Origin of the sequence: Streptomyces sp. SD31, assembly GCF_052068475.1 — a bacterium.
Taxonomy (GTDB): Bacteria; Actinomycetota; Actinomycetes; order Streptomycetales; family Streptomycetaceae; genus Streptomyces.
The window spans coordinates 308,547-330,533 of the sequence record NZ_JBQHCX010000009.1; the positions used below are offsets into that span (position 1 = coordinate 308,547).

General features: G+C 69.0%; 18 protein-coding genes. 11 read left to right on the forward strand and 7 right to left on the reverse strand.

What is annotated here, in order from left to right; genetic code table 11:
- Positions 1 to 91: 91 nt before the first annotated feature.
- Complete coding sequence (locus ACTMVF_RS21500; RefSeq protein ID WP_441272697.1) at positions 92 to 1,240, forward strand: diguanylate cyclase domain-containing protein; 1,149 nt, start codon at positions 92 to 94, stop codon at positions 1,238 to 1,240.
- A 248-nt stretch (positions 1,241 to 1,488) separates the two neighbouring features.
- On the forward strand, positions 1,489 to 3,027 hold the full coding sequence (hutH, locus tag ACTMVF_RS21505; protein WP_441272810.1) for a histidine ammonia-lyase: 1,539 nt from the start codon (positions 1,489 to 1,491) through the stop codon (positions 3,025 to 3,027).
- Between the two features lie 64 nt (positions 3,028 to 3,091).
- Here the strand turns inward: hutH and ACTMVF_RS21510 are convergent, their stop codons facing one another.
- Together ACTMVF_RS21510 and ACTMVF_RS21515 are read right to left on the reverse strand one after the other, a co-directional pair.
- Complete coding sequence (locus ACTMVF_RS21510; RefSeq protein WP_441272698.1) at positions 3,092 to 3,856, reverse strand: hypothetical protein; 765 nt, start codon at positions 3,854 to 3,856, stop codon at positions 3,092 to 3,094.
- 42 nt (positions 3,857 to 3,898) lie between these two features.
- Entirely contained in the window at positions 3,899 to 4,237 is a 339-nt protein-coding gene (locus ACTMVF_RS21515) for an LPXTG cell wall anchor domain-containing protein (RefSeq protein ID WP_441272699.1), read from the reverse strand.
- A gap of 109 nt (positions 4,238 to 4,346) precedes the next feature.
- On the opposite strand from ACTMVF_RS21515, the gene ACTMVF_RS21520 reads away from it, so the two are divergent.
- The 6 genes from ACTMVF_RS21520 (at position 4,347) to ACTMVF_RS21545 (ending at position 13,171) form a co-directional block, all read left to right on the forward strand.
- Positions 4,347 to 4,745, forward strand: coding sequence for a hypothetical protein (locus ACTMVF_RS21520; RefSeq protein WP_441272700.1), 399 nt, complete (start codon positions 4,347 to 4,349; stop codon positions 4,743 to 4,745).
- Positions 4,746 to 4,966: 221 nt separating this feature from the next.
- Positions 4,967 to 6,217: a L,D-transpeptidase gene (locus ACTMVF_RS21525; RefSeq protein ID WP_441272701.1), complete on the forward strand. Its 1,251-nt coding sequence runs from the start codon at positions 4,967 to 4,969 to the stop codon at positions 6,215 to 6,217.
- A 167-nt stretch (positions 6,218 to 6,384) separates the two neighbouring features.
- A complete protein-coding gene (locus tag ACTMVF_RS21530; RefSeq protein WP_441272702.1) occupies positions 6,385 to 7,860 on the forward strand; it encodes an ABC transporter permease in 1,476 nt (491 codons plus the stop codon).
- Positions 7,861 to 8,128: 268 nt separating this feature from the next.
- Positions 8,129 to 8,812: an ABC transporter ATP-binding protein gene (locus ACTMVF_RS21535; protein ID WP_441272703.1), complete on the forward strand. Its 684-nt coding sequence runs from the start codon at positions 8,129 to 8,131 to the stop codon at positions 8,810 to 8,812.
- Positions 8,813 to 9,008: 196 nt separating this feature from the next.
- Complete coding sequence (locus ACTMVF_RS21540; protein ID WP_441272704.1) at positions 9,009 to 12,317, forward strand: S8 family serine peptidase; 3,309 nt, start codon at positions 9,009 to 9,011, stop codon at positions 12,315 to 12,317.
- Positions 12,318 to 12,400: 83 nt separating this feature from the next.
- Positions 12,401 to 13,171, forward strand: coding sequence for a group II truncated hemoglobin (locus ACTMVF_RS21545; protein WP_441272705.1), 771 nt, complete (start codon positions 12,401 to 12,403; stop codon positions 13,169 to 13,171).
- Positions 13,172 to 13,264: 93 nt separating this feature from the next.
- Here ACTMVF_RS21545 and ACTMVF_RS21550 read toward each other — a convergent pair whose 3' ends face one another.
- Positions 13,265 to 13,648: a VOC family protein gene (locus ACTMVF_RS21550; RefSeq protein ID WP_441272706.1), complete on the reverse strand. Its 384-nt coding sequence runs from the start codon at positions 13,646 to 13,648 to the stop codon at positions 13,265 to 13,267.
- Between the two features lie 171 nt (positions 13,649 to 13,819).
- Between ACTMVF_RS21550 and ACTMVF_RS21555 the strand changes: the two genes are divergently transcribed.
- Positions 13,820 to 14,038 (forward strand): iron chelate uptake ABC transporter family permease subunit, encoded by a 219-nt coding sequence (locus tag ACTMVF_RS21555; RefSeq protein ID WP_441272707.1) that lies wholly within the window; start codon positions 13,820 to 13,822, stop codon positions 14,036 to 14,038.
- An 87-nt stretch (positions 14,039 to 14,125) separates the two neighbouring features.
- On the opposite strand, the gene ACTMVF_RS21560 is transcribed toward ACTMVF_RS21555, so the two are convergent.
- Positions 14,126 to 15,166: an NAD(P)-dependent alcohol dehydrogenase gene (locus ACTMVF_RS21560; RefSeq protein ID WP_441272708.1), complete on the reverse strand. Its 1,041-nt coding sequence runs from the start codon at positions 15,164 to 15,166 to the stop codon at positions 14,126 to 14,128.
- 183 nt (positions 15,167 to 15,349) lie between these two features.
- Here ACTMVF_RS21560 and ACTMVF_RS21565 point away from each other — a divergent pair, with 183 nt between their 5' ends.
- Complete coding sequence (locus ACTMVF_RS21565; RefSeq protein ID WP_441272709.1) at positions 15,350 to 16,306, forward strand: helix-turn-helix domain-containing protein; 957 nt, start codon at positions 15,350 to 15,352, stop codon at positions 16,304 to 16,306.
- 72 nt (positions 16,307 to 16,378) lie between these two features.
- On the opposite strand, the gene ACTMVF_RS21570 is transcribed toward ACTMVF_RS21565, so the two are convergent.
- Complete coding sequence (locus ACTMVF_RS21570; protein WP_441272811.1) at positions 16,379 to 17,677, reverse strand: phosphatase PAP2 family protein; 1,299 nt, start codon at positions 17,675 to 17,677, stop codon at positions 16,379 to 16,381.
- A gap of 314 nt (positions 17,678 to 17,991) precedes the next feature.
- On the opposite strand from ACTMVF_RS21570, the gene ACTMVF_RS21575 reads away from it, so the two are divergent.
- Positions 17,992 to 19,608 (forward strand): phospholipase D family protein, encoded by a 1,617-nt coding sequence (locus tag ACTMVF_RS21575; RefSeq protein WP_441272710.1) that lies wholly within the window; start codon positions 17,992 to 17,994, stop codon positions 19,606 to 19,608.
- A 108-nt stretch (positions 19,609 to 19,716) separates the two neighbouring features.
- On the opposite strand, the gene msrA is transcribed toward ACTMVF_RS21575, so the two are convergent.
- A complete protein-coding gene (gene msrA, locus ACTMVF_RS21580) occupies positions 19,717 to 20,382 on the reverse strand; it encodes a peptide-methionine (S)-S-oxide reductase MsrA (protein ID WP_441272812.1) in 666 nt (221 codons plus the stop codon).
- Between the two features lie 192 nt (positions 20,383 to 20,574).
- Positions 20,575 to 21,693, reverse strand: coding sequence for a hypothetical protein (locus tag ACTMVF_RS21585; protein ID WP_441272711.1), 1,119 nt, complete (start codon positions 21,691 to 21,693; stop codon positions 20,575 to 20,577).
- Positions 21,694 to 21,987 lie beyond the last annotated feature (294 nt).

Below are 21,987 nucleotides of genomic sequence, written 5' to 3' on the forward strand. Positions count from 1 at the left end.
GTGGGGAGGAGGGGCGGCGGAATTCGGTGGTGAGCTCCCCGTTCGCCACGCCAACGTCCCGAATTGGCGCAAAACTACCTAGCCTGGAGTGATGGGTGAGGACAGACGGCTCGCGGCCGTAGTGGCGTTGGCGCAGGGGATGGCGGCGGCGCACACCCCGCGTGAGTCCTGGCGGGCGGCGGCGCTCGGGGCGTGTCGGGCGTTGGACGGGAGCTTTGCGGCGCTGTCGGTGTGGGAGCGGGAGCTCGGGCGGTTGCGGGTGCTCGTGAATGTGGGGGACCGGGCCCGGGGGGAGGAGGAGTTTCCGAGCGACGAGGCCTATCCGGTGCATCAGTTCCCGGAGATCACCGAGTTCCTGCACGAGCGGTGGGCCGCCGGGGGTGAGCCCAACGCCTGGGTGGAGACGGCCGACGGCCCCTCCACCGGTCATCCCGGGTACTGCCATCAGCGGGTGGCGGCTCTGCGGCGGCGTGGGCGGGGGTGCTGTGTCGTGGCGCCGATCGTGTTGAACGGGCGTGCTTGGGGGGAGCTGTATGTCGCTCGTTCCGCCGGTGTGCCTGTCTTCGACCGTGCGGACGCCGACTTCGCGACCGTGCTGGCCTCCGTCGTGGCCGCCGGGATGGCGCAGATCGAGCGGCTGGAGGAGGCTCGGCGGCTGGCGTTCACCGATGCGCTGACCGGGCTGGCGAATCGGCGTGCGGTCGATGTGCGGTTGGAGGAGGCCATTGAGCGGCATCGCAGTCACGGTGTCGTCGTGAGTCTCGTCGTCTGCGACCTCAACGGGCTCAAGCGGGTGAACGACACGCGGGGGCATGCCGTGGGTGACCGGCTTCTGGAGCGGTTCGGGTCGGTGCTGTCGCTGTGTGGCGCGATGCTGCCCGGGGCTCTTGCCGCGCGGCTCGGGGGGGACGAGTTCTGCCTGCTTGCCGTCGGGTCGCCCGTCGGCGATGTGGTGAAGGCTGCCGACGAATTGTGCCGTCGTGCGGCTGAGTTGGAGCTGGGGGAAGGGGTCGCGTGTGGGGTGGCGTCCACCGAGGATGAGATCGGGCCGGTTCGTTCTGCGCGTCGGCTGTTTCGGCTTGCTGATGCGGCTCAGTACCAGGCGAAGGCGGTTCGGGCCGGTAAGCCTGTCGTTGCGGGGCGGGAGGGGCCGGACGATCCTGTGGTGCGGCTCGCTGACGCGGAGCCGTCGGGAGAAGGGGTTGTGGAGCGGCGGCGGTTTCGGGGGCGGCTGCCGTGACGCTCCGCTGCGGGCCTCGCGGGAGTTTCGCCCCCGCCGCCCCTACCCGTCCCGTCCCCAGGGGCTGCCGCCCCTTCGACCCCGGCCTTCTGGGGGCCTGCGGCCCCCAGACCCCCGCTTCGGCCCTGAACGGGCCTCGTCCTCAAACGCCGGACGGGCTGAGATAGGAGACCCGGCGTTGTAAGGGGTGTACCGGGTGCCCGCTAGTGACATCTTCGTCTTCACTGCGTACGCTCCTGAATATGGATATGCACACTGTGGTGGTGGGGACGTCCGGGGTCACCGCGTCCGACGTCCTTGCCGTGGCGCGTGGTGGGGCGCGGGTCGAGTTGTCGGTGGAGGCGGTGGCGGCGCTTGCCGCGGCGCGGGAGATCGTGGACGCGCTGGCGGCCAAGCCCGACCCGGTCTACGGCGTCTCCACCGGCTTCGGGGCCCTGGCGACCCGGCACATCAGCCAGGAGCTGCGGGGCCGGCTGCAGCGCAACATCGTCCGCTCGCACGCCGCCGGGATGGGGCCGCGGGTGGAGCGGGAGGTCGTACGGGCGCTGATGTTCCTGCGGCTCAAGACCGTCTGTTCGGGGCATACGGGTGTGCGGCCCGAGGTCGCGCAGACCATGGCCGACGTTCTCAACGCCGGTATCACTCCCGTCGTTCACGAGTACGGCTCCCTCGGCTGCTCCGGTGATCTCGCTCCCCTTTCGCACTGCGCCCTCGCGCTCATGGGGGAGGGGGACGCGGAAGGCCCGGACGGGAGCGTGCGGCCTGCCGGGGAACTTCTCGCCGCCCACGGCATCGAGCCCGTCGAACTGCGGGAGAAGGAAGGCCTCGCCCTCCTCAACGGCACCGACGGCATGCTCGGGATGCTCGTCATGGCTCTCGCCGATCTCGACGTCCTTTACAAGTCCGCCGACGTCACCGCCGCGCTGAGCCTCGAAGGGCTCCTCGGGACCGACAAGGTGCTCGCACCCGAGCTGCATGCCATTCGGCCGCATCCGGGGCAGGGCGCCTCCGCCGCCAACATGCTGGCCGTGCTGAAGGGTTCGGGGCTGACCGGGCATCACCAGGACGACGCGCCCCGCGTCCAGGACGCGTACTCGGTGCGGTGTGCTCCGCAGGTCGCCGGTGCCGGGCGGGACACCATGGCGCATGCGCGGCTCGTCGCCGAGCGGGAGCTGGCGTCGGCGGTCGACAACCCGGTCGTGCTGCCCGACGGGCGCGTCGAGTCCAACGGGAACTTCCATGGGGCACCCGTCGCCTACGTGCTCGACTTCCTCGCCATCGCCGTCGCCGACCTCGCCTCCATCGCCGAGCGGCGTACCGACCGGCTGCTGGACAAGAACCGCAGCCACGGGCTGCCGCCGTTCCTGGCCGACGACGCGGGTGTCGACTCGGGGCTGATGATCGCCCAGTACACGCAGGCCGCCCTGGTGAGCGAGTTGAAGCGGCTCGCCGTTCCCGCGTCCGCCGACTCCATTCCCTCCTCCGCCATGCAGGAGGACCACGTCTCCATGGGCTGGTCCGCCGCCCGCAAGCTGCGTACGGCCATCGACAACCTCACCCGTGTGCTGGCGGTCGAGCTGTACGCCGCCACCCGTGCCATCGAGCTGCGGGAAGGGCTCGCCCCGGCACCGGCCTCGCAGGCGGTCATCGACGCCGTACGGGCCGCCGGCGTTCAGGGTCCGGGACCGGACCGGTTCCTGGCGCCCGACCTCGCCGCGGCCGACGCGTTCGTGCGTGGCGGGGAGTTGGTCGTGGCGGTGGAGAAGGTCACCGGGCCGCTTCAGTAATTCCGGTAATTCCGAAAGGGGGCCCTGTCGTACGAGCGACAGGGCCCCGGTGCGGCAAGGCGGGTTACTTCAGCTTCGTGGCCTGCGCGTCGATGAGGGCGGCCGGGACGTCGTACGCCTTGTCCGTCATCATCAGACCGAGGTTGATCGTGTAGTACGTGGCGATGGTGCTGCCGTGCCGGACCACCTCGATGTGCGTGGTGCCGACGTCGCCGTCCTCCATGTCGCTCACCGCGGCGAACGCCACCGACTCGTCACCGGCGCCGGACGCCTTCTCCGCGCTGATCTTGGTGATCTTCTGGTCCGTGCCCTGCATGGTGACGGGGAAGCCCCCGGAGCAGCTCTCCACCGCGTCCGACACGGACTTGAAGGTCTGCTCGGCGCCGTCACCGTCGTACGAGGAGAGTCCCACGACGGTCATGTTGAGGCTGAGCGCGTCCGCGAACGAGTCCTCGAACTCGCCCTCGGTCAGGTCCTCCAGGGACTTGGAGGCGGTGTCGGTGGGCTTCTTCTTGTCCTCCGTGGCCATGACGGCCGCGTTCGAGGCCGAGTCACCCGGCGCCAGGCCACCCATGGCGTAGGCCAGCGGGACGCACTTCTCCTCGCTGCTCTTGATGGCGTCCTTGGACTTCGGCAGCTGCTTGCCGGAGGTGTCCACCTTGTATCCGTCGACATCGCCCTGGGCGATGATCGCCTTCTTCAACTCCGCGGAGCTCAGCGCCTTCGCGTCCGAACCGCCGGAGTCTCCCCCACAACCCGCGACAAGGGCGAGCGTCAGCGCGCTCACGGCAACCGTGGCGGCTACACGCACGCCCGATGATCTCTTCATGGGCGGACTATGAAGCCCATGTCAAGGAATCGTCAAGCGAATTCAAAATCCGAGACGATCCCGGCGCACCGAATAGGCGACGAAGCCCGCGCCCAGCCCGAGGAAGACGGTCCCGCCGATGATGTACGGCGTGGTGTCGAAGCTTCCGGTGTCGGCGAGCCGGGTGCTGTCCGCGGCGGCGGCGTCCGTGCTCTCGGAGGCGGCCCGTGCCTGCTGGGTGACCTGCGTCGACGGGATCGCCGAAGGTTCCGTTCTCGCCGGCTCGTCCCCCGTCGCGTTGGCGGAGGGCACGAACCACAGGGCGCCCAGCAGGGCCCCCGCGGCGGTGGCGGTCAGCAGCGATCGGCGTGCGGTGGACGACGATCGGTGAGCGGCGGACACGGAATATCGATCCCCTTGTGGCGCTGGCGAATTGGCCGTGTGGGGCGATGTTAGTGAAAGTCGCGGGTCACGGGAAAGTCACGGGGGAAATCAGTCGTACGCTCCGGGCATGAGTGCACCAGAAACATCACGTTTTGTACGACTTCGCGTGGAACTCGTCCTCGAAGTTGAGGACGAGGACGCCCTGACCAAGGCCGCGCTGCGGCGCATCGCCGGCGACGAGACCATGCCGACCGACGAACGGGCCCACGCCGAAAGCGCTGTGACGGAAGACACGGCGGAAGCCCTCGCTTATCTCGTCGACCCGTTCGACCTGGTCAGCGAGGTGCCGGGAGTCGAGCTCGCGCAAGCCTCCTGGTCCAGTGAACGCATCGGCTACGACCCGGATTCGCCGGAGTGGGACCTCGACGACGATGATGTCGACGAGGACTTCGACGACGAAGGTGCTGACGGCGACGAAGGCGCTGAAGGGGCCGGAGAGGCCGGAGGGGCCAAGAGGGTCGGCTGACGCGGCTTGGGGAAATCGTGACCCCGGGCGGCAACCGCCGTCCGGGGTTTCGTCGTCTCATGGGGCGCACTGACCGACACCTGCACCACCTGCCCCGGCGGACGTGGTGTGCCCCACACATCCAAGAAATGTGGAACGGGACGAACCGGTCGTAGCGTTGAAGATTCTTGACGGGGACTCTCGGGCGTTTTGGGGATTCGGGAACAATGGAGAAGCGTGTGATGACGAACAGTAAGCGGCGCAAGGGCCTGGCGGTCGCGTCCGCACTGCTCGGTGGTGTCCTGGTGCTCTCTGCCTGCTCCGGCGGCGACGACAACGCCTCCGGAAGCGACGGTGGCGACTCCTCGCAGGCCAAGGTCGACGAGGCGGCCGCCAAGAAGACCTCCGAGGCCCAGATCAAGATCACGCCCGAGGACGGCACCGACAACGCCTCCATCAACAAGTCCGCCGCCGTCACCGTGAGCAAGGGCACGCTCACCGAGGTGACGATGAAGACCGCCGAGGGCGCCGTGGTCGAGGGCGAGATATCCGCCGACAAGACCAGCTGGAAGCCCAGCGCCCAGCTGGAGCGCTCCACGACCTACAAGGTCACGGTGACCGCGAAGGACTCCAAGGGCCTGGAGGCCCACGAGAACGCCTCCTTCACCACCGTCTCCCCGGACAACAGCTTCCTCGGCTACTTCACGCCGGAGGACGGCTCCACCGTCGGTGTCGGCATGCCCGTGTCGATCAACTTCGACAAGTCGATCACCAACAAGGCGGCCGTCCAGAAGGGCGTCACCGTCTCCACCACCAGCGGCCAGGAAGTCGTCTGCCACTGGTTCAACGACACCCGCATGGACTGCCGGCCCGACGAGTACTGGAAGGAAGGCTCCACCGTCACCCTGAAGATGGCCCTGGACGGGGTCGAGGGTGCCGACGGTGTCTACGGCGTCCAGGAGAAGACGGTCACCTTCAAGATCGGCCGCAACCAGATCTCGTACGTCGACGCGAAGACCAAGCAGATGAAGGTCACGCAGGACGGCAAGACCATCAAGACCATCCCGATCTCCGCCGGTTCGCCGGAGAACAAGACCTACGAGGGCATCATGGTGATGTCCGAGAAGTTCAAGGAGACGCGCATGAACGGCGCGACCGTGGGCTTCACGGACGACGACGGCAAGGGCGAGTACGACATCAAGGACGTGCCGCACGCCATCCGCCTGTCCACCTCCGGCACCTTCGTGCACGGCAACTACTGGGGCGCAAAGTCCATCTTCGGCAGCGTGAACACCAGCCACGGCTGCGTGGGCCTGTCCGACACCAAGGGTGCCAACGACAAGGGCACGGCGGGCTACTGGTTCTACAACAACTCGATCGTCGGTGACGTCGTGGTCGTCCAGAACACCGGCGACAAGACCATCGCGCCGGACAACGGCCTCAACGGCTGGAACATGGACTGGGCGCAGTGGAAGGCCGGTTCGGCCGTCTGACGGCCCCGCGGACTTTTTCGCGCGTAGCCGACCGACAGCTGCCGCACAGCTGACCGATGCCGCCCTCAGGGGCGGCATCGGTGTTTCCGGGCGAGGTCTCGGCCTTCTCATCCTTCTCTTATGTCGGCCTTATCCAGTCATCACGCGCCCTCCCTAGCTTGCGGCGCATGTTCTTCACCTACCTGAGGCGCGAGCTGCGCCGCCGCAGAAAGGCGGCCCTCGTCGTCGCCTCCGGACTCGCGCTGGGCATCGCGCTGGTCATCGTGGTCAACTCCGTGTCCTCCGGCATGAGCAAGGCCCAGGACAAGGTCCTGCAGTCCCTGTACGGCCTGGGCACGGACATGACCGTCACCAAGGCCGCCGAACCGGCCGCGAACAGCTCCGAGCGGCCGCGCTTCCAGTTCGACGCCCAGGACGACGGCTCCGACGAGGAGCAGTCCACCGACCGCGTCATGGTCCAGGGCTTCCAGACGCTGTCGAGCTCCACCGTCACCAAGGTCGGCGACCAGAGCGGTGTCTCGGACGCGGTCGGCGGGCTGAGCCTGCAGGTCATCAAGGTCAGCGGGCAGTTCACGCGGGGTCGGTTCCAGCAGGACCAGAGCAGCGGTGGCCGGCAGGGCGGTGGGCCCGGCCAGGGCGGCGGCGGCACGGAGCAGCCGCAGGGCGAAGTGCGCGGTGGTGGCGCCGACTTCGACGTCAACAACTACTCCGTCTACGGCACCGACGTCACCAAGCCGGCGCTCGGTCCGCTGACCTCGTCGAAGATCACCAGTGGCCGTACGTTCAAGACGTCGGAGACCGACGCCGAGGTCGTCGTCGCCGACACGTCGTACGCCAAGGAGAAGAAGCTCAAGGTCGGCTCCACCGTCACCATCAAGGGCACCAAGTTCAAGGTGATCGGCCTCGCCACGCCCGACAGCGGGGACGCGGCCGCCAACCTCTACATCCCGCTGAAGCAGGCACAGACGCTCGCCGACGCGAAGAACAAGGTCACCACCATCTACGTCAAGGCGACCGACTCCCAGCAGATCGACTCCGTCAAGTCGACGATCCAGAAGAACATCTCCGGTACGACGGTGACGACCTCCGCCGATCTCGCGGACACGGTGTCCGGCTCGCTGTCCACGGCGTCCTCGCTGGCGGCCGGCGTCGGCAAGTGGCTGTCCATCGCGGTGCTGGTGGCGGCGTTCCTGGTGGCCGGGCTGCTGACCTCCTCGGCGGTGTCGCGCCGGGTGCGGGAGTTCGGCACGCTCAAGGCGCTCGGGTGGAAGTCGGGTCGGGTGACCCGGCAGGTGGTCGGCGAGGCGATCGTCAACGGGCTGCTCGGTGGTGCGCTGGGTATCGCGATCGGGCTCACGGGGGCGTATGCCGTGACGGCGATCAGTCCGACGCTGCAGGCGCAGTTGGGCGGCGGCGGTGGCGGCGGCATGGGAGGCGGCCCGGGGGGCGGTGGCTTCGGGGGCGGCCCCGGGCGGCAGACGGCGTCCACGACGCTCGACGTCGCGCTGACCGCGCCCGTCAGTCTTACGACGGTTGCCCTTGCGGTCGGGCTTGCGGTGACGGGCGGATTGATCGCGGGCGCGTTCGGCGGCTGGCGTGCGTCTCGGCTCCGTCCGGCCGATGCACTGCGCCGTGTCGAGTAGCTGACGGCGGCTGCGGCTGCGGCTGGGCAGGGGTGGGTCGCGCAACCCGGCGCCGGCGGGGTGCCGCTCTCTTCGGGACGGGCGCCGCCCCAGCGGCACGACTGCCCGCAGCTACGCAGGTCGCGGCGGCGTCGCGCGGCTATGGCCGACGGGACCGCAACCCCCTCAGGGGCGCGGGGAACTGCGCGACCAGCCCCCACGCACCCGCAGCCAAAACGATCCGCACCATCTCCGAACCCCACCCCAACCCACCCAGGAGCCACCCACCATGTACGAACTCAAAAACGTCACCAAGCGCTACACCCGAGGCAAGGAAACCGTCGACGCCCTCGACGGAGTCGACCTCACCATCGCCGACGGGGACCGGCTCGTCATCCAGGGCCCCACCGGCGGCGGCAAGTCCACCCTCCTTCAGATGCTCGGCGGCCTGGACCGGCCCACCGCAGGTGAAGTCGTCCTCGACGGCACCGACTTGGCCAAGCTCTCCGAGACCCGGCTGACAAGGGTCCGCAGCGAGAACATCGGCTTCGTGTTCCAGTCCTTCAACCTCATCCCCACCCTCACCGCACAGGAGAACGTCGAGACCGCCCTCGTCCCCCTCGGCATCAAGACGAAGGAGCGGCGCGAACGGGCCGCCGAGGCACTGAAGTCGGTCGGGCTCGGAGAGCGCCTCGGGCATCTGCCGAGCGAGATGTCCGGCGGGCAGCAGCAGCGCGTCGCCATCGCCCGCGCGCTGGTCAAGGAGCCGAAGGTGCTGCTGGCCGACGAACCCACCGGCAACCTCGACGAGTCGATGCGCGACGAGATCATGGACGTACTCGAACGCATGTGGAAAGAGCTCGGGTTGACCTTCGTCATGGTCACCCACGACTCGGCGATCGCGAAAAAGGCCCCGAGGGTGGCGACCATCCGCAAGGGGCGGATCACTGTCAAGGAGAACGCGGGGGCGTAACTCGACAACTCTGTAACGGAGTTCGGGCCACCGCGTAACAGTCGGCAGGGCGGGCTTCTTACCTTCCTCTCATCTATTGAGGTGCCTGATCGCTCCTCGGCATACTGCGTATTCCGGGGGGCGAAGCGCGTGTGTGCGGGATCTCCTCCGGCCGGGTGAACAGGGAATTCGCCCGGACCTTCTGCAAGGGGGAAACTTGCGCAGAAATGTCAGAAGAACATGCGCGGCCTCTGTCGCCACGGCGGCCGCCGTCGCCCTCGCCGCGGGCATGACCAGCCCGGCGTCGGCCGAACCGGAGCAGCGCCCGACCAGCGCCTCCGCCTCGTTCACGTCCCCCCACCGCATCACCCTGATCACGGGTGACCGGGTCTCCGTCGACTCCAAGGGCCGCGTGGTCGGCCTGGAGCGGGCGAAGGGGCGCGAGCACATACCCGTACAGATACGCAAGGCCGACGGGCACACGCTCGTCACCCCGGCCGACGCGGCCCAGTTGGTCGCCGCCGGCAAGCTCGACCAGCGGTTGTTCGACGTCACCGAGCTCAACAAGTCGGCGACCCGCACCTCCCAGGCCAAGGGCCTGAAGGTCATCGTCGGCTACAAGGGCGCCGCCGCCGGCACCAAGGCGGACGTCCGTGACGCGGGCAAGCTCCGCCGGACCCTGAAGTCCCTCAACGCGGACGCGGTGCAGACTCAGCACCAGGACGCGCCCGAACTGTGGGACGCGCTCACCAACGGCGACAAGGCCGCCTCCGGCATCGCGCACATCTGGCTCGACGGCGTCCGCAAGGCCAGCCTCGACAAGTCCGTGTCGCAGATCGGCGCCCCCAAGGCGTGGGAGGCCGGCTACGACGGCAAGGGCGTCAAGATCGCCGTCCTGGACACCGGCGTCAACGCGACCCACCCGGACCTCAAGGACCAGGTGATCGCGGCCAAGAACTTCACGCCGTCCGCAACCGCCGAGGACAAGGTCGGCCACGGCACGCACGTGGCGTCCATCGCGGCGGGCACCGGCGCGAAGTCCGGCGGCAAGTTCAAGGGCGTCGCACCCGGCGCCGACGTCCTCAACGGCAAGGTCCTCGACGACGAGGGCTTCGGTGACGACTCCGGCATCCTCGCCGGCATGGAGTGGGCCGCCGAGCAGGGCGCCCAGGTCGTCAACATGAGCCTGGGCGGCGGCGACACCCCGGCGATCGACCCGCTGGAGGCGGCGGTCAACAAGCTGTCCGCCGAGAAGGGGATCCTGTTCGCCATCGCGGCGGGCAACTCCGGGCCGGAGTCGGTCGGTTCGCCGGGCAGCGCGGAGGCCGCGCTCACCGTCGGCGCCGTCGACGACAAGGACGTTCTCGCGCCCTTCTCCAGCACCGGCCCCCGGCTCGGTGACGGCGCCATCAAGCCGGACGTCACCGCGCCCGGTGTGGACATCACGGCGGCGTCCGCCAAGGGCAGCCTCATCGAGCAGGAGGTCGGCGAGAAACCGGCCGGCTACCTGACCATCTCCGGTACGTCGATGGCGACCCCGCATGTCGCGGGCGCCGCGGCGATCCTCAAGCAGCAGCACCCGGACTGGACGTACGCCGAGCTGAAGGGCGCGCTGACCGGGTCCACGAAGGGCGGCAAGTACACGCCGTTCGAGCAGGGTTCGGGCCGTATCCAGGTCGACAAGGCCATCAAGCAGACCGTGATCGCCGACCCGGTGGCGGTGAGCTTCGGGGTGCAGCAGTGGCCGCACACCGACGACAAGCCGGTCACCGAGAAGCTGACGTACCGCAACCTCGGTACGACGGACGTCACGCTCACGCTGTCCGCGACCGCGACCAACCCCAAGGGGCAGGCGGCTCCCGCGGGCTTCTTCAAGCTCGGCGCGACGAAGGTGACGGTCCCGGCGGGCGGCAAGGCCTCCGTCGACTTCACCGTCAACACCAAGCTGGGCGGCACGGTCGACGGCGCCTACTCCGCGTACGTGACGGCGACGGGCGGCGGGCAGAGCGTCCGTACGGCCGCCGCGGTGCAGCGCGAGGTGGAGTCGTACGACGTCACCGTCAAGCACATCGACAAGGAGGGCAAGCCGGCCCCCGACTACAACACCGTCCTGCTCGGCTACTCGGGTCTGGGGACCGACCGGGCCTTCCAGGTGCCGCTCGCCGAGTCCGGCACGACCAAGATGCGGTTGCCCAAGGGCACGTATCTGCTGGACGCCTGGATCGCCAAGGACTGGGTGAACCTGGAGGGTGGCCTCGACTGGGTGGTCCAGCCGAAGCTGTCCGTCACCAAGAACACCTCCGTGACGATTGACGGCCGCACGACCAGGTCGGCCGACATCACCGTGCCGGACGCACAGGCCAAGCAGGTGCTCGCCAGTACCGGTTACTTCTACGACACGGCGGGCATCGGCGTCGGTGTCGGGCTGGAATCCTTCGCCGACCTGCGCATGGCGCACCTGGGCCCGGAGATCGCGAGCGGCCTGAGCCAGACCTGGAACGGCCAGTGGACCAAGGGTGCTGACACCGAGTACGACGTCGCCACCACCGCCAAGGTCAAGAAGATCCAGGGCAAGAAGGTCCGCCACTTCAAGGCGGGCGAGCTCGCCAAGGTGAAGAACAACCTCGGTGCCCCGGCTCCCGACAAGACCGGGGTGGTGGTGCCTTTGGGGCTCTTCCCCACCGAGGCCGTATTCAGCACGCCGGTCGAGCAGAAGCTGCCGGGCTCGCGGACGGTGTACCTGTCGACGTCGGACAAGATCCAGTGGACCTTGGGCTTCGAGCAGCGCGCCGGCCAGGACGCTGACGGCTTCCCGATCGTCGACGCGGCCTACACGCTGGGCGCTCCGCAGATCTTCAAGGCGGGCCAGAGCTACACGAAGACCTTCAACACGGCGGTCTTCGGCCCGCACATCAACAAGGACCTGGGTCTGTTCCGCGACGGCAACCAGATCTACGGCTCACTGCCGCTGGTCGCCGACGCCAACAAGCACGCGGGCACGTCCGAGTTCACCGCGGTGGCCACCAACCTGTACCGCAACGGCACCAAGATCGGCACCAACAGCGACCCGCTGTACGGTGAGCCCTTCGACGTCCCGGCCGCGGAGGCCGAGTACAAGCTGACGACCTCGGTCAAGCGGAGCGCCAAGGTCGCGGCCGCCTCCACGCGGATCGACGCGAGCTGGACCTTCCGCTCCAAGAAGCCGTCCGGCGACCAGGTCAAGCTCCCGGCCTCCACGGTCCGCTTCAACGCCAAGACGGGCCTGGACAGCCGGGTCGAGGCCGACAAGAAGGTGACGTTCCCGGTCACCGTCGTGGGCTCGGCCGCGGGCAGCAACCTCAAGTCGCTGCACGTCTACGTGTCGTACGACTACGGGCAGACCTGGAAGAAGCTCGAGGTCAAGAACGGCAAGATCACCGTGAAGAACCCGGCGAAGGGGAAGGCCATTTCCTTCCACGCCAAGATCGCCGACAAGAAGGGCAACAAGTCGACGATCTCGATCTACAACGCGTATTACGGCAAGTGATCCACTCGTCGCCATGTGAGCCATGAGCGAACCGCCCGCCGGAAGTACAGCTTCCGGCGGGCGGTTCGTGTTTCGTTGAGGTCATGACGGCTCACACGGTGGAATACATCCGGTACCGCATTCCCGAGCAGAAATCGGCCGAGTTCCTGGCCGCCTACACCCGCGCCGCGGCTCGGCTGGCCGAGTCCCCGCACTGCGTCGACTACGAACTCGCCCGCTGCGAGGAGGACTTCCAGCACTACGTCCTGCGCATCACCTGGACGTCGACGCAGGACCACGTGGAGGGCTTCCGGAAGTCGGAGCTCTTCCCCGACTTCCTCGCCGAGATCCGCCCGTACATCCCGTACATCGAGGAGATGCGCCACTACAAGCCGACGACGGTCCGCGGCACGGGCGCGTCCGTGCCGACGCTGTACGCCTGGGCGGGCGGCGCCGAGTCCTTCGCCCGTCTGACGTCGGTCTTCTACGACAAGGTCCGCAAGGACGACCTGCTTGCCCCGCTGTTCGCGGGCCTGGACCCGGCCCACGCCGAACACGTGGCGCTCTGGCTCGGCGAGGTCTTCGGCGGCCCGCCCGCCTACTCCGAGACCCAGGGCGGCCACGGTCACATGGTCGCCAAGCACATGGGCCGGGGGATCACCGAGCCCCAGCGCCGCCGCTGGGTCGACCTCATCCAGGACGCGGCCGACGAGGCGGGTCTGCCGACGGACGCGGAGTTCCGTTCGGCGTTCCTGGCGTACGTGGAGTGGGGGACGCGGCTGGCGGTGCACTTCTCGGGTCCGGACGCGGCGGTGCCGGCGGAGCAGCCGGTGCCGAGGTGGAACTGGGGGGCCGCGCCGCCGTATCGGGGATGACGGCTCTCCGGGCGGAGGGGCCGTTGCGTAGGGGACGGCTCTCGGGGTGCCGGCACGCGGTTCGCGGCTGTTGCCCACACTGCCCGGACCGCGTCAGCCGCGGCTGCCGTACGGCCGTGTCAGGATCTCCAGGTTGTGGCCGTTCGGGTCTTCGAAGTACGTGCCGCGACCGCCGTCGTTGTGGTTGATCTCGCCGGGGCGGCGGTGGTACGGGTCGGCCCAGTACGTCAGGCCGGCCTCGCGTATCCGGCCGAAGATCGTGTCGAAGTCGTCCTCCGACACCAGGAACGCGTAGTGCTGCGGCGTGATCGAGCCGGGCGAGTCCAGGTAGTCCAGGGTCACCCCGTTGGGGATCTCGACCGGGATGAAGGGGCCGTACTGCGGGCTCACCTCCAGGCCCAGGAGGTCGGCGAGGAACCGGGCCGACGCTTTCTTGTCGTGCGCGGCGACGATGGTGTGGTCGAGCCGGACGGTCATCGGGGCTGCCTCCTCGTGTGCACGGATCGGACGGGCTCCTGGTTCCACGCTAGGCAGGGCGGCCGCACGGCACATCGGTCGTAGGACTGGGGTGCCTCTCCTCCTCCGGTGCTCCGCCTCCCGCTGCTTCGCGCTCCATCCTGGCCCTGTCCCTGCCCGCCGATCGGGTTCGTGGCACTGACCGCACCGCAGCTCGCCCGGCGACTCACCTGTACGCCCCAACTCCCTCTCTTCAACGCCGCGTTGACGGGCACTGTCGTCCTGGTCGCCGCCGATCTCGCCGCCCGTACCCTGCTGCCCCCGCTGGAGATCCCGGTCGGCGCGCTCACCGCGCTGGTCGGCGGGCCGTACCTGCTGTGGCTGCTGGGGCGCCGTACGGCGACACGCTGAGGGCCCCGGAGCAGTGCGGCTCCGGGGCCCTCGGGCTGCGGACGCGCGGGCGGCCGTTCATGGGCCGTTGGCGTCAGGCGGGTGGCGTCAGATCGTCGCCGTGTCGATCACGAACCGGTACCGCACATCGCTGCTGATCACCCGCTCGTACGCCTCGTTGATCCGGTCGGCGTCGATCAGCTCGATCTCGGCGCCGATGCCGTGCTCCGCGCAGAAGTCCAGCATCTCCTGGGTCTCGGCGATACCGCCGATCATCGAACCGGCGAGGGTCTTGTTGCCGCCGATGAGCGAGAACAGGTTCAGGGCGATGGGCTCCTCGGGGGCGCCCACGTTCACCAGGGCGCCGCCCGTCTTGAGCAGGCTGAGGTAGGCGCCGAAGTCCAGCGGTGCCGACACCGTGGAGACGATCAGGTCGAAGGAGCCGGCGAGCTCCTCGAACGTCTTCGGGTCGCTGGTCGCGTAGTAGTGGTCGGCGCCCAGCTTCAGACCGTCGTCCTTCTTGCGCAGGGACTGCGACAGGACGGTGACCTCGGCACCGAGCGCGTGGGCGATCTTGACACCCATGTGGCCGAGGCCGCCCAGGCCGACCACGGCGACCTTCTTGCCCGGCCCCGCGCCCCACTGCTTGAGCGGAGAGTACGTGGTGATGCCCGCGCACAGCAGCGGCGCGGCGACATCGAGGGACAGGCCGTCGGGAATGCGCAGGACGAAATTCTCGTCCACGACGACCTTCTCCGAGTAGCCGCCGTAGGTGGGCTCGCCGTCCTTGCCGATGGCGTTGTACGTGCCGACCGAGCCGCCGGTGCAGTGCTGCTCCACGCCGGCCTTGCAGTTCTCGCACTCACGGCAGGAGTCGACCAGGCAGCCGACGCCCACGCGGTCGCCGACCCGGTACTTGGTGACCCCGGAGCCGACCTCGGAGACGATGCCCGCGATCTCGTGGCCGGGGACCATCGGGAAGATCGCCTCGCCCCAGCCCTCTTGGGCCTGGTGGATGTCGGAGTGGCAGATACCGGCGAACTTGATGTCGATCAGGACGTCGAACTCGCCGACCTCGCGGCGCTCGATGGTGGTGCGCTCCAGCGGAGCCTTGGCGGCGGGTGCTGCGTATGCGGCAACGGTGGTCATGCCGGGGTTCTCCTAGAGGTTTCGCGCCCGGCTGCCTTCTGAATTGCTGCTCATTCGTCCGGGCACGGCATCCAGCCTGCGGGAACGCGCCGGAGTCACCCAGCCCTCCGTTGTACGTACGTCTGCCGGTCCTACCACTGGCGGGGACAGGATCGTGTGCCTATGACCGGGAATACTTGAGGCATGGACGATAATCCCGAATCCATGGCGGGACCCGCCGCCGACCTCGGTGCCGGCCTGGACCGGCGCGCCGAGCTCAGCGAGTTTCTGCGCACCCGGCGTGCCCGGCTCAAGCCGGAGGACGTCGGGCTGCCGGACTTCGGGCGGCACCGCAGGGTGCCGGGGCTGCGGCGCGAGGAGCTGGCACAGCTGGCCGGGGTGTCCGTGGCCTACTACACACGCCTGGAGCAGGGCAACGGGCGGAACGTCTCGGCGGAGGTCCTCGACGCGATCGCGCGGGCGCTGCGGCTGAGCGACGCCGAGCACGCGCACCTCACCCACCTCGCCAAGCCCAAGCAGCACAAGAAGAAGCAGGTCCCGCGCACGGAGCTGGTGCGGCCGGCGCTGCGGCAGCTGCTGGACTCGATCGACGGCGTACCCGCGTACATCTCGGGCCGGCGCTCGGACATCCTCGCCTGGAACCGGATGGCGGCGGCCGTCTTCGGCGACTGGTCGGAGCTGCCGCCGCAGGAGCGGAACTGGGCCCGGCTGGTGTTCCTGCGGCCCGAGTACCGCGACCTGTTCGTGGAGTGGGACCAGAAGGCGTACGACATGGTCAGCTACCTGCGCATGGACGCGGGCTGCCACCCGGACGACCCGCTCCTGTCCGCCCTGGTCGGCGAACTCTCCGTCAAGAGCGAGGAGTTCCGCCGACTGTGGGCCACCCATGACGTCAAGGAGAAGAGCTACGGCGTCAAGCACCTCCGGCATCCGCTGGTGGGCGGGCTGACCCTGAACTTCGAGTCGTTCCGCCTCTCCGACGGCACGGAACAGAGCCTGATCACCTACCACGCGGAGCCGGGATCGCCGTCGGCGGAGGCATTGCGCCTGCTGGCGAGCTGGGGCGCCGACGCCACGAAGGCGGGGGCGGCGGGTACGGCGGGTACGTCGGGTACGGGGACGTCGGCGCCGTCGGTGTGACGGGCGCCCGGGTCCCCGTCCCCGCCCCGAGGAGTGGGCGCTTGCGGCAGGCGACGGGGGAGGGCGCGCGATTCACACCAGTTCGGGCTGGGGTTCCGGTTGCGGCGCGGCTGCGGCCTTCGGCTCCCACGGTTTGGTGGTCCGCATGTAGCCGTAGATCACGGAAAGCATGGCCAGAATGAGAAGGGGCCCGAACACCCGCGGATGCGTCGCCATTTCCACCGCCAGATAGCGGTACGACACCAAGAGCGCGGCGAAGACCAGCACGCCGTAAGCGACCAGCTGGATTCCTGACCGATCCCAGCCGCGTTCGTGCGAGCGCAGAGCCGCCTCGACCGTGAGCACGAACACCACGCCGGCAATGAGATCCACGCCGTAGTGGTAGCCGAATCCCAGCGTCGCGCCGAGCGTGGCTATCAGCCAGAAGGTGCCCGCGAAACGCAGAATCCTCGGGCCCTTACGGGAATGGATGAAGAGCGCGGTGGCCCATGCGGTATGCAGGCTGGGCATGCAATTGCGAGGGGTGATCTCGTCGTACGGCATCGCGTGCGGCGTGCTGAGCGGTGGCGGCACGTCCGGCCACAGATTGGCCAGCGCCCAGTGACCGCCGCCGGTGCCGAAGGCGCCGGTGCCGTAGGCGAAGATCGGTCCGACCACCGGGAAGATCATGTAGATGCCCGGCCCGAGGAGGCCGATCACCAGGAACGTACGCACCAGGTGATGGCTCGGGAAGCGGCGCTCGGCCGCCACGTTGCGCAGCTGGTACAGCGTGATGACGACCGCGGCCACCGCTAGCTGGACGTAGACGAAGTCGAGAACATGGGCGCCGACCGGACCGGCGGCCCTGACCGCCCGGCCCACCAGCCACGACGGGTTGCCCAAGGCGTGATCGGCGGTGGCCAGATACGGGTCGAGCACCACCGGGCGGGTCTTCGCCGTGATGAGCAGCCAGGCGTCGCCCGTCTTGCGGCCGGCCACCAGCAGCAGGCCCAGTCCGACGCCCTTCAGCAGCAGGATGCGTTCCCGGCCGGTGCGGCGTGTGACGGCGATGACCGCACAGCCCAGGATCACCCACAGCGCGCCGTTGCCGAAGGGGTGGCCGTCGGTCGTCTTGATGTCGAACACCCAGCGCACCAGCACGAAGGCGAGATCGATGCCGATCGCGGCGGCAATCGCGATGAACCGTTGCCGCCAGGTGAGCACCACCATCATCAACGCCATGCTGGCGTACAGCAGAAACCCCGATTTGGGGGCGAATATCACCTCTCGCGCCTGGCTGGCGATCGGCCCCGGCAGGCCGTATTGGCGCGCGGTGACTTCCAGCGCGATGAGGAATCCGAGTGCCGTCGCGGCTGCGGTGGCCCACAGGATCGCCCGTGGCTGAAGCCGCGAGGCGAGTGTAATTCTGCGTCTTATTCGGGAAAATGCCCGGGGTGGTATAGGTATCAATTGTTTGGTCGATTTGTTATGTGTTGGCCGAATGGGTGGGTTTCGTGCTGAATGGCATCGTTTTTGGTCATGGATGGGCGATGGGCGTGATCGTCATAAGTTCGATCATGCTATCGGTTTGCTGTCAATAGTTCGGCGCCTTGGTGCGAACTTGAAGAGGTCCATCGAATCCCGAGGCTCCGGGATGAGGGGACGCGAACTGGGTACCTGTGTGTGTTGTCTGGAGGGCCTGGGCTGTGGAACTCACCGATTGGCTGCTGGCCTCGGGCGAACGCGGCAACAGCGCCACGCGTCTGGACAGCCGCCGATCGGATCGAGCCGCGTGGTCGTGCGGAAACCTCGTGCGGCCCCTCATCCACGGCGCGACGTACTTCCCGGAACTCCTCCGCGCGATCCGAGCGCAGCGCGCCGGAGACCTGCTCCTGTTCACCGACTGGCGGGGCGACCCCGACGAGCGCCTCGACGGGCCCGGCAGCGAAATCGGCACCGTCCTGTGCGAGGCGGCCGAGCGGGGTGTGATCGTCAAAGGGCTGGTCTGGCGCTCCCACCTGGACCGATTCCAGTTCAGTGAGGCCGAGAACCGCCACCTCGGTGAGGAGATCGAAGCGGCGGGCGGCGAGTGCCTGCTCGACATGAGGGTGCGCCCCGGCGGTTCGCACCACCAGAAGAGCGTCGTGCTCCGGCACTGCGACCGCCCCGAGCTCGACATCGCGTTCGTCGGCGGCATCGACCTGTGCCACAACCGCCACGACGACGCGAGTCACCTCGGCGACCCGCAGTCACTGCCCATCGCCGCCGCGTACGGACCGCATCCACCGTGGCACGACATCCAGCTCGCGATACGCGGACCGGCCGTCGGTGACATCGAGGCAGGCTTCCGCGAACGCTGGGACGACCCGGCGCCGCTCAGTCGCAGCCCGCTCGTGCGCCTGCGCGAGCTCGCTCACGGCGAGGACACACATGCGGACCCACTGCCACCGCAGTCACCCGACCCCTCGCCCTGCGGCACGCACACCCTCCAGGTCTTGCGCACCTATCCCAACCGGCTGCTGCGCGGCTACGACTTCGCCCCCGACGGCGAGCGCAGTATCGCCCGCGGCTACCGCAAGGCGCTGCGGCGGGCCCGCGCGCTGATCTACCTGGAGGACCAGTACCTGTGGTCGCCGCACGTGGTGGAATGCTTCGCCGAGGCGCTGATCGCCAACTCCGGCCTGCGCCTGATCGCGGTCATCCCCACCGTTCCCGAGCAGGACGGCCGACTCACACTGCCGATGAATCTGATCGGCCGGATCACGGCCCTGGACAGGCTGCGCCACGCCGGTGGTGGGCGCGTCGCGGTGTACGGGCTGGAGAACCACGCCGGGACACCGGTGTACGTGCACGCCAAGGTGTGCGTGATCGACGACGTGTGGGCCTCGGTCGGATCCGACAACATCAACCTCCGTTCCTGGACCCACGACTCCGAACTCACCTGTGCCCTCCTCGACGAGAGCACGGACCCACGCGAGCCGCGCGACCCCGGCGGTCTAGGAGACGGCGCGCGTACCTTCGCCAGGAATCTGCGCCTGGAACTCGCGCGCGAGCACCTGGACCTGGAAGCACCCCGGACCCCGTACGCGCCCGACCCGCTCTGCGATCCCCTGAGCGCCTTCGACGCCTTCGAGGCGAGCGCTGCCGCACTGGACTCCTGGCACGACAACGGCCGCCGCGGCCCCAGGCCACCCGGGCGCCTACGCGCCTATCGCCCGCCCGGCATTTCGCGCACGGCCAAGGCACTCTGCGCGCCTCTGCATCGCCTTCTCGTCGACCCGGACGGCCGCCCCTTCAGACTGCGGCGCCACAACGAGTACTGACGATCGAGCCGTCCCGCCCAGTCGCCCATCATCAGGCGGCGCCACGTTCCTCCCGATTCAGGCTGCCGCGGAGGCGGTGGGCGGCTGTGTCCGGTTGTGGCGCAGTGCTCAGCCCTCTGCGGGGGCAACGCCGATCGGGCAGGACACCCCGGTCCCGCCGATCCCGCAGTAGCCCGCGGGGTTCTTGTCCAGGTACTGCTGGTGATACCCCTCCGCCGGATAGAACGTCCGACCCTCCGCCGGAAGGACCTCGGTCGTGATCGTGCCGTAGCCGGATCCCGTCAGGACCTGCTGGTACGACTCGCGGGAGGCCTCGGCCGTCTTCGCCTGTTCCGGGGTGTGCGTGTAGATCGCGGAGCGGTACTGGGTGCCGACGTCGTTGCCCTGGCGGAAGCCCTGGGTCGGGTCGTGGGCCTCCCAGAAGGTCTTCAGGAGGCGTTCGTACGAGATCACGCTTGGGTCGAAGACCACGCGCACGGCCTCGGTGTGGCCGGTCATGCCCGAGCAGACCTCTTCGTAGGTGGGGTTCTCGGTGTGACCGCCCTGGTAGCCGACCAGAGTCGTCCACACGCCCGCCGGAAGCTGCCAGAACTTGCGCTCGGCGCCCCAGAAGCAGCCCAGACCGAAGTCGGCGACCTCGAGGCCCTCGGGGTAGGGGCCGAGCAGCGGGTTGCCGAGAACCGTGTGGCGGTCGGGGACCGTGAAGGCCGGCTCGGGGCGGCCTCGCAGCGCCTGCTCGGGAGTGGGCAGGACGGGCGTACGGCCGAAGAGCATGAGGGTTCCTTCCTCGCGGGACACACGGGCTCAGGGGACACGGGACTCACGGGGCCACTCGGACCTCGCGGGCCGGGGGCCACGACTGCGGTACGGCGGCAGGGATGCCTCCCCACCGGCCGGTACCCCCTTCAACGTACGGCCGCGTCCTCGGATTCCGCCCCGCGCCCCCAACCATGGTGAGGCTGTTGCTCAGTGCGGCAGCGTCGCCGGGCTGCCGCCGTTCGCCTCGTAGCCCGCCACCGCCAGCGCGCGGTAGACCGCGAACTCCGCGGCGGGGTCGGGCGAGAGGGTCCAGGGCAGCGCGCCCACGTGGCCGTCGACCGCTATCAGCTCGTTCATGGCCTCCGCCCAGCGTTCGCCGCGGACCAGGAAGAAGACCAGCAGATGACGTACGTGCGCCAGCATCGGGTCGTCGGGGCGGGCCGCGTGCACCGCGTACAGCGCGCCGTGGATCGCCTTCGTCACGACCTCGCTCTGGTAGAAGCCGCTGACCAGGTTCACCTCGGGCAGATGCTCGAAGACCGCGAAGAGCGGCATGGCGGCGAGGAGGGAGCCCTGGGGGGCGCGGGCCGCGGCCGCCTCCGCGAAGTCGTACGCCAACTTGCGCGAGCCGTGCCACTTCTCGCACCAGTAGTGCAGGGCCGCCAGGTGCGCGCCCATGTGGGCCGGGGCGCGGTCCAGGATCTTCAGCCAGAGCTGCTCGAACTCCGGCTGGGAGTAGGCGAGTCCGCGCGCGACCGACAGCTCGATGATGTACGGGATCGGGTCACCGGGGGCGAGCAGCGCAGCGTCGCCGCACGCCGACTTCGCCTCCTCCATGATGATCCGGAACTCGTCCGTGCCCGGCGTCGCGGTGCGCCACGCCTGCTGCACCAGGAACTCCGCGTGTACGGCCGCCCCGCCGGCGTCCTTGGGCTGCTCGGACCGCCACACCCGCAGCCACTGGCCGCCCGGCGACTCGCTGACTCCGCCCGGACGCTGCTGGAGCTCCAGGGACGCGGCGCCGGCGAAGGCCTGCACCCGCTGCCAGCGGACCTCGCCCGCCGCCTCCGTGCCGGCCAGCAGCTGCGAGGCCGCGCGGTAGTCCTGGGTGCGCTGCACCAGGTCCAGGACGTCGAGCAGGTCCTGGTCGGGGCCGGGCATGCGGACGTCCAGCTCCTCCTGCCGTACGAAGCCGTAGTTCGCCGGGTCCGCGGCGTCGGGGTGGCCCGGCGGGACCTGTTCGATCATGCCCCGGCGGCGCCTCATGAACGGCACCAGCACAAAGCCGATCATGACGAGCGCGATCAGGACCCAGAGAATCTCCATGCCTCCAGCGTTCCAGACGCCACTGACAATTGGCCAACGTGTTGGCCTCCGGCGGTTGGGCCGGGGGTGACTGCGGCGGCCTGTTGCTGTTCGGTGGGGGTGCGTGTCGGGTGCCTGCGGCGGCCTGTGCTGGTGGGGTGGGGGTGTGGGTAGCGCCTGCGGGTGGGTTGTGGGTCGGGGCCGTGCCGGGGGGTGTCCGTCCTCGGTCCGGTGGTGGGCGTTGGGCGAGAGGTGCCGTTTGTTGACACCGGACTCTGCGGGCGGACACCCCCCGGCACGTCCCCTTGCCGCCGT

Coding starts and splice junctions, on each gene's coding strand:
- ACTMVF_RS21500 (WP_441272697.1), top strand. CDS start 92: ATGGGTGAGGACAGACGGCTCGCGGCCGTAGTGGCGTTGGCGCAGGGG.
- hutH (WP_441272810.1), top strand. CDS start 1,489: ATGCACACTGTGGTGGTGGGGACGTCCGGGGTCACCGCGTCCGACGTC.
- ACTMVF_RS21510 (WP_441272698.1), bottom strand. CDS start 3,856: ATGAAGAGATCATCGGGCGTGCGTGTAGCCGCCACGGTTGCCGTGAGC.
- ACTMVF_RS21520 (WP_441272700.1), top strand. CDS start 4,347: ATGAGTGCACCAGAAACATCACGTTTTGTACGACTTCGCGTGGAACTC.
- ACTMVF_RS21525 (WP_441272701.1), top strand. CDS start 4,967: ATGACGAACAGTAAGCGGCGCAAGGGCCTGGCGGTCGCGTCCGCACTG.
- ACTMVF_RS21530 (WP_441272702.1), top strand. CDS start 6,385: ATGTTCTTCACCTACCTGAGGCGCGAGCTGCGCCGCCGCAGAAAGGCG.
- ACTMVF_RS21535 (WP_441272703.1), top strand. CDS start 8,129: ATGTACGAACTCAAAAACGTCACCAAGCGCTACACCCGAGGCAAGGAA.
- ACTMVF_RS21545 (WP_441272705.1), top strand. CDS start 12,401: ATGACGGCTCACACGGTGGAATACATCCGGTACCGCATTCCCGAGCAG.
- ACTMVF_RS21550 (WP_441272706.1), bottom strand. CDS start 13,648: ATGACCGTCCGGCTCGACCACACCATCGTCGCCGCGCACGACAAGAAA.
- ACTMVF_RS21560 (WP_441272708.1), bottom strand. CDS start 15,166: ATGACCACCGTTGCCGCATACGCAGCACCCGCCGCCAAGGCTCCGCTG.
- ACTMVF_RS21565 (WP_441272709.1), top strand. CDS start 15,350: ATGGACGATAATCCCGAATCCATGGCGGGACCCGCCGCCGACCTCGGT.
- msrA (WP_441272812.1), bottom strand. CDS start 20,382: ATGCTCTTCGGCCGTACGCCCGTCCTGCCCACTCCCGAGCAGGCGCTG.
- ACTMVF_RS21585 (WP_441272711.1), bottom strand. CDS start 21,693: ATGGAGATTCTCTGGGTCCTGATCGCGCTCGTCATGATCGGCTTTGTG.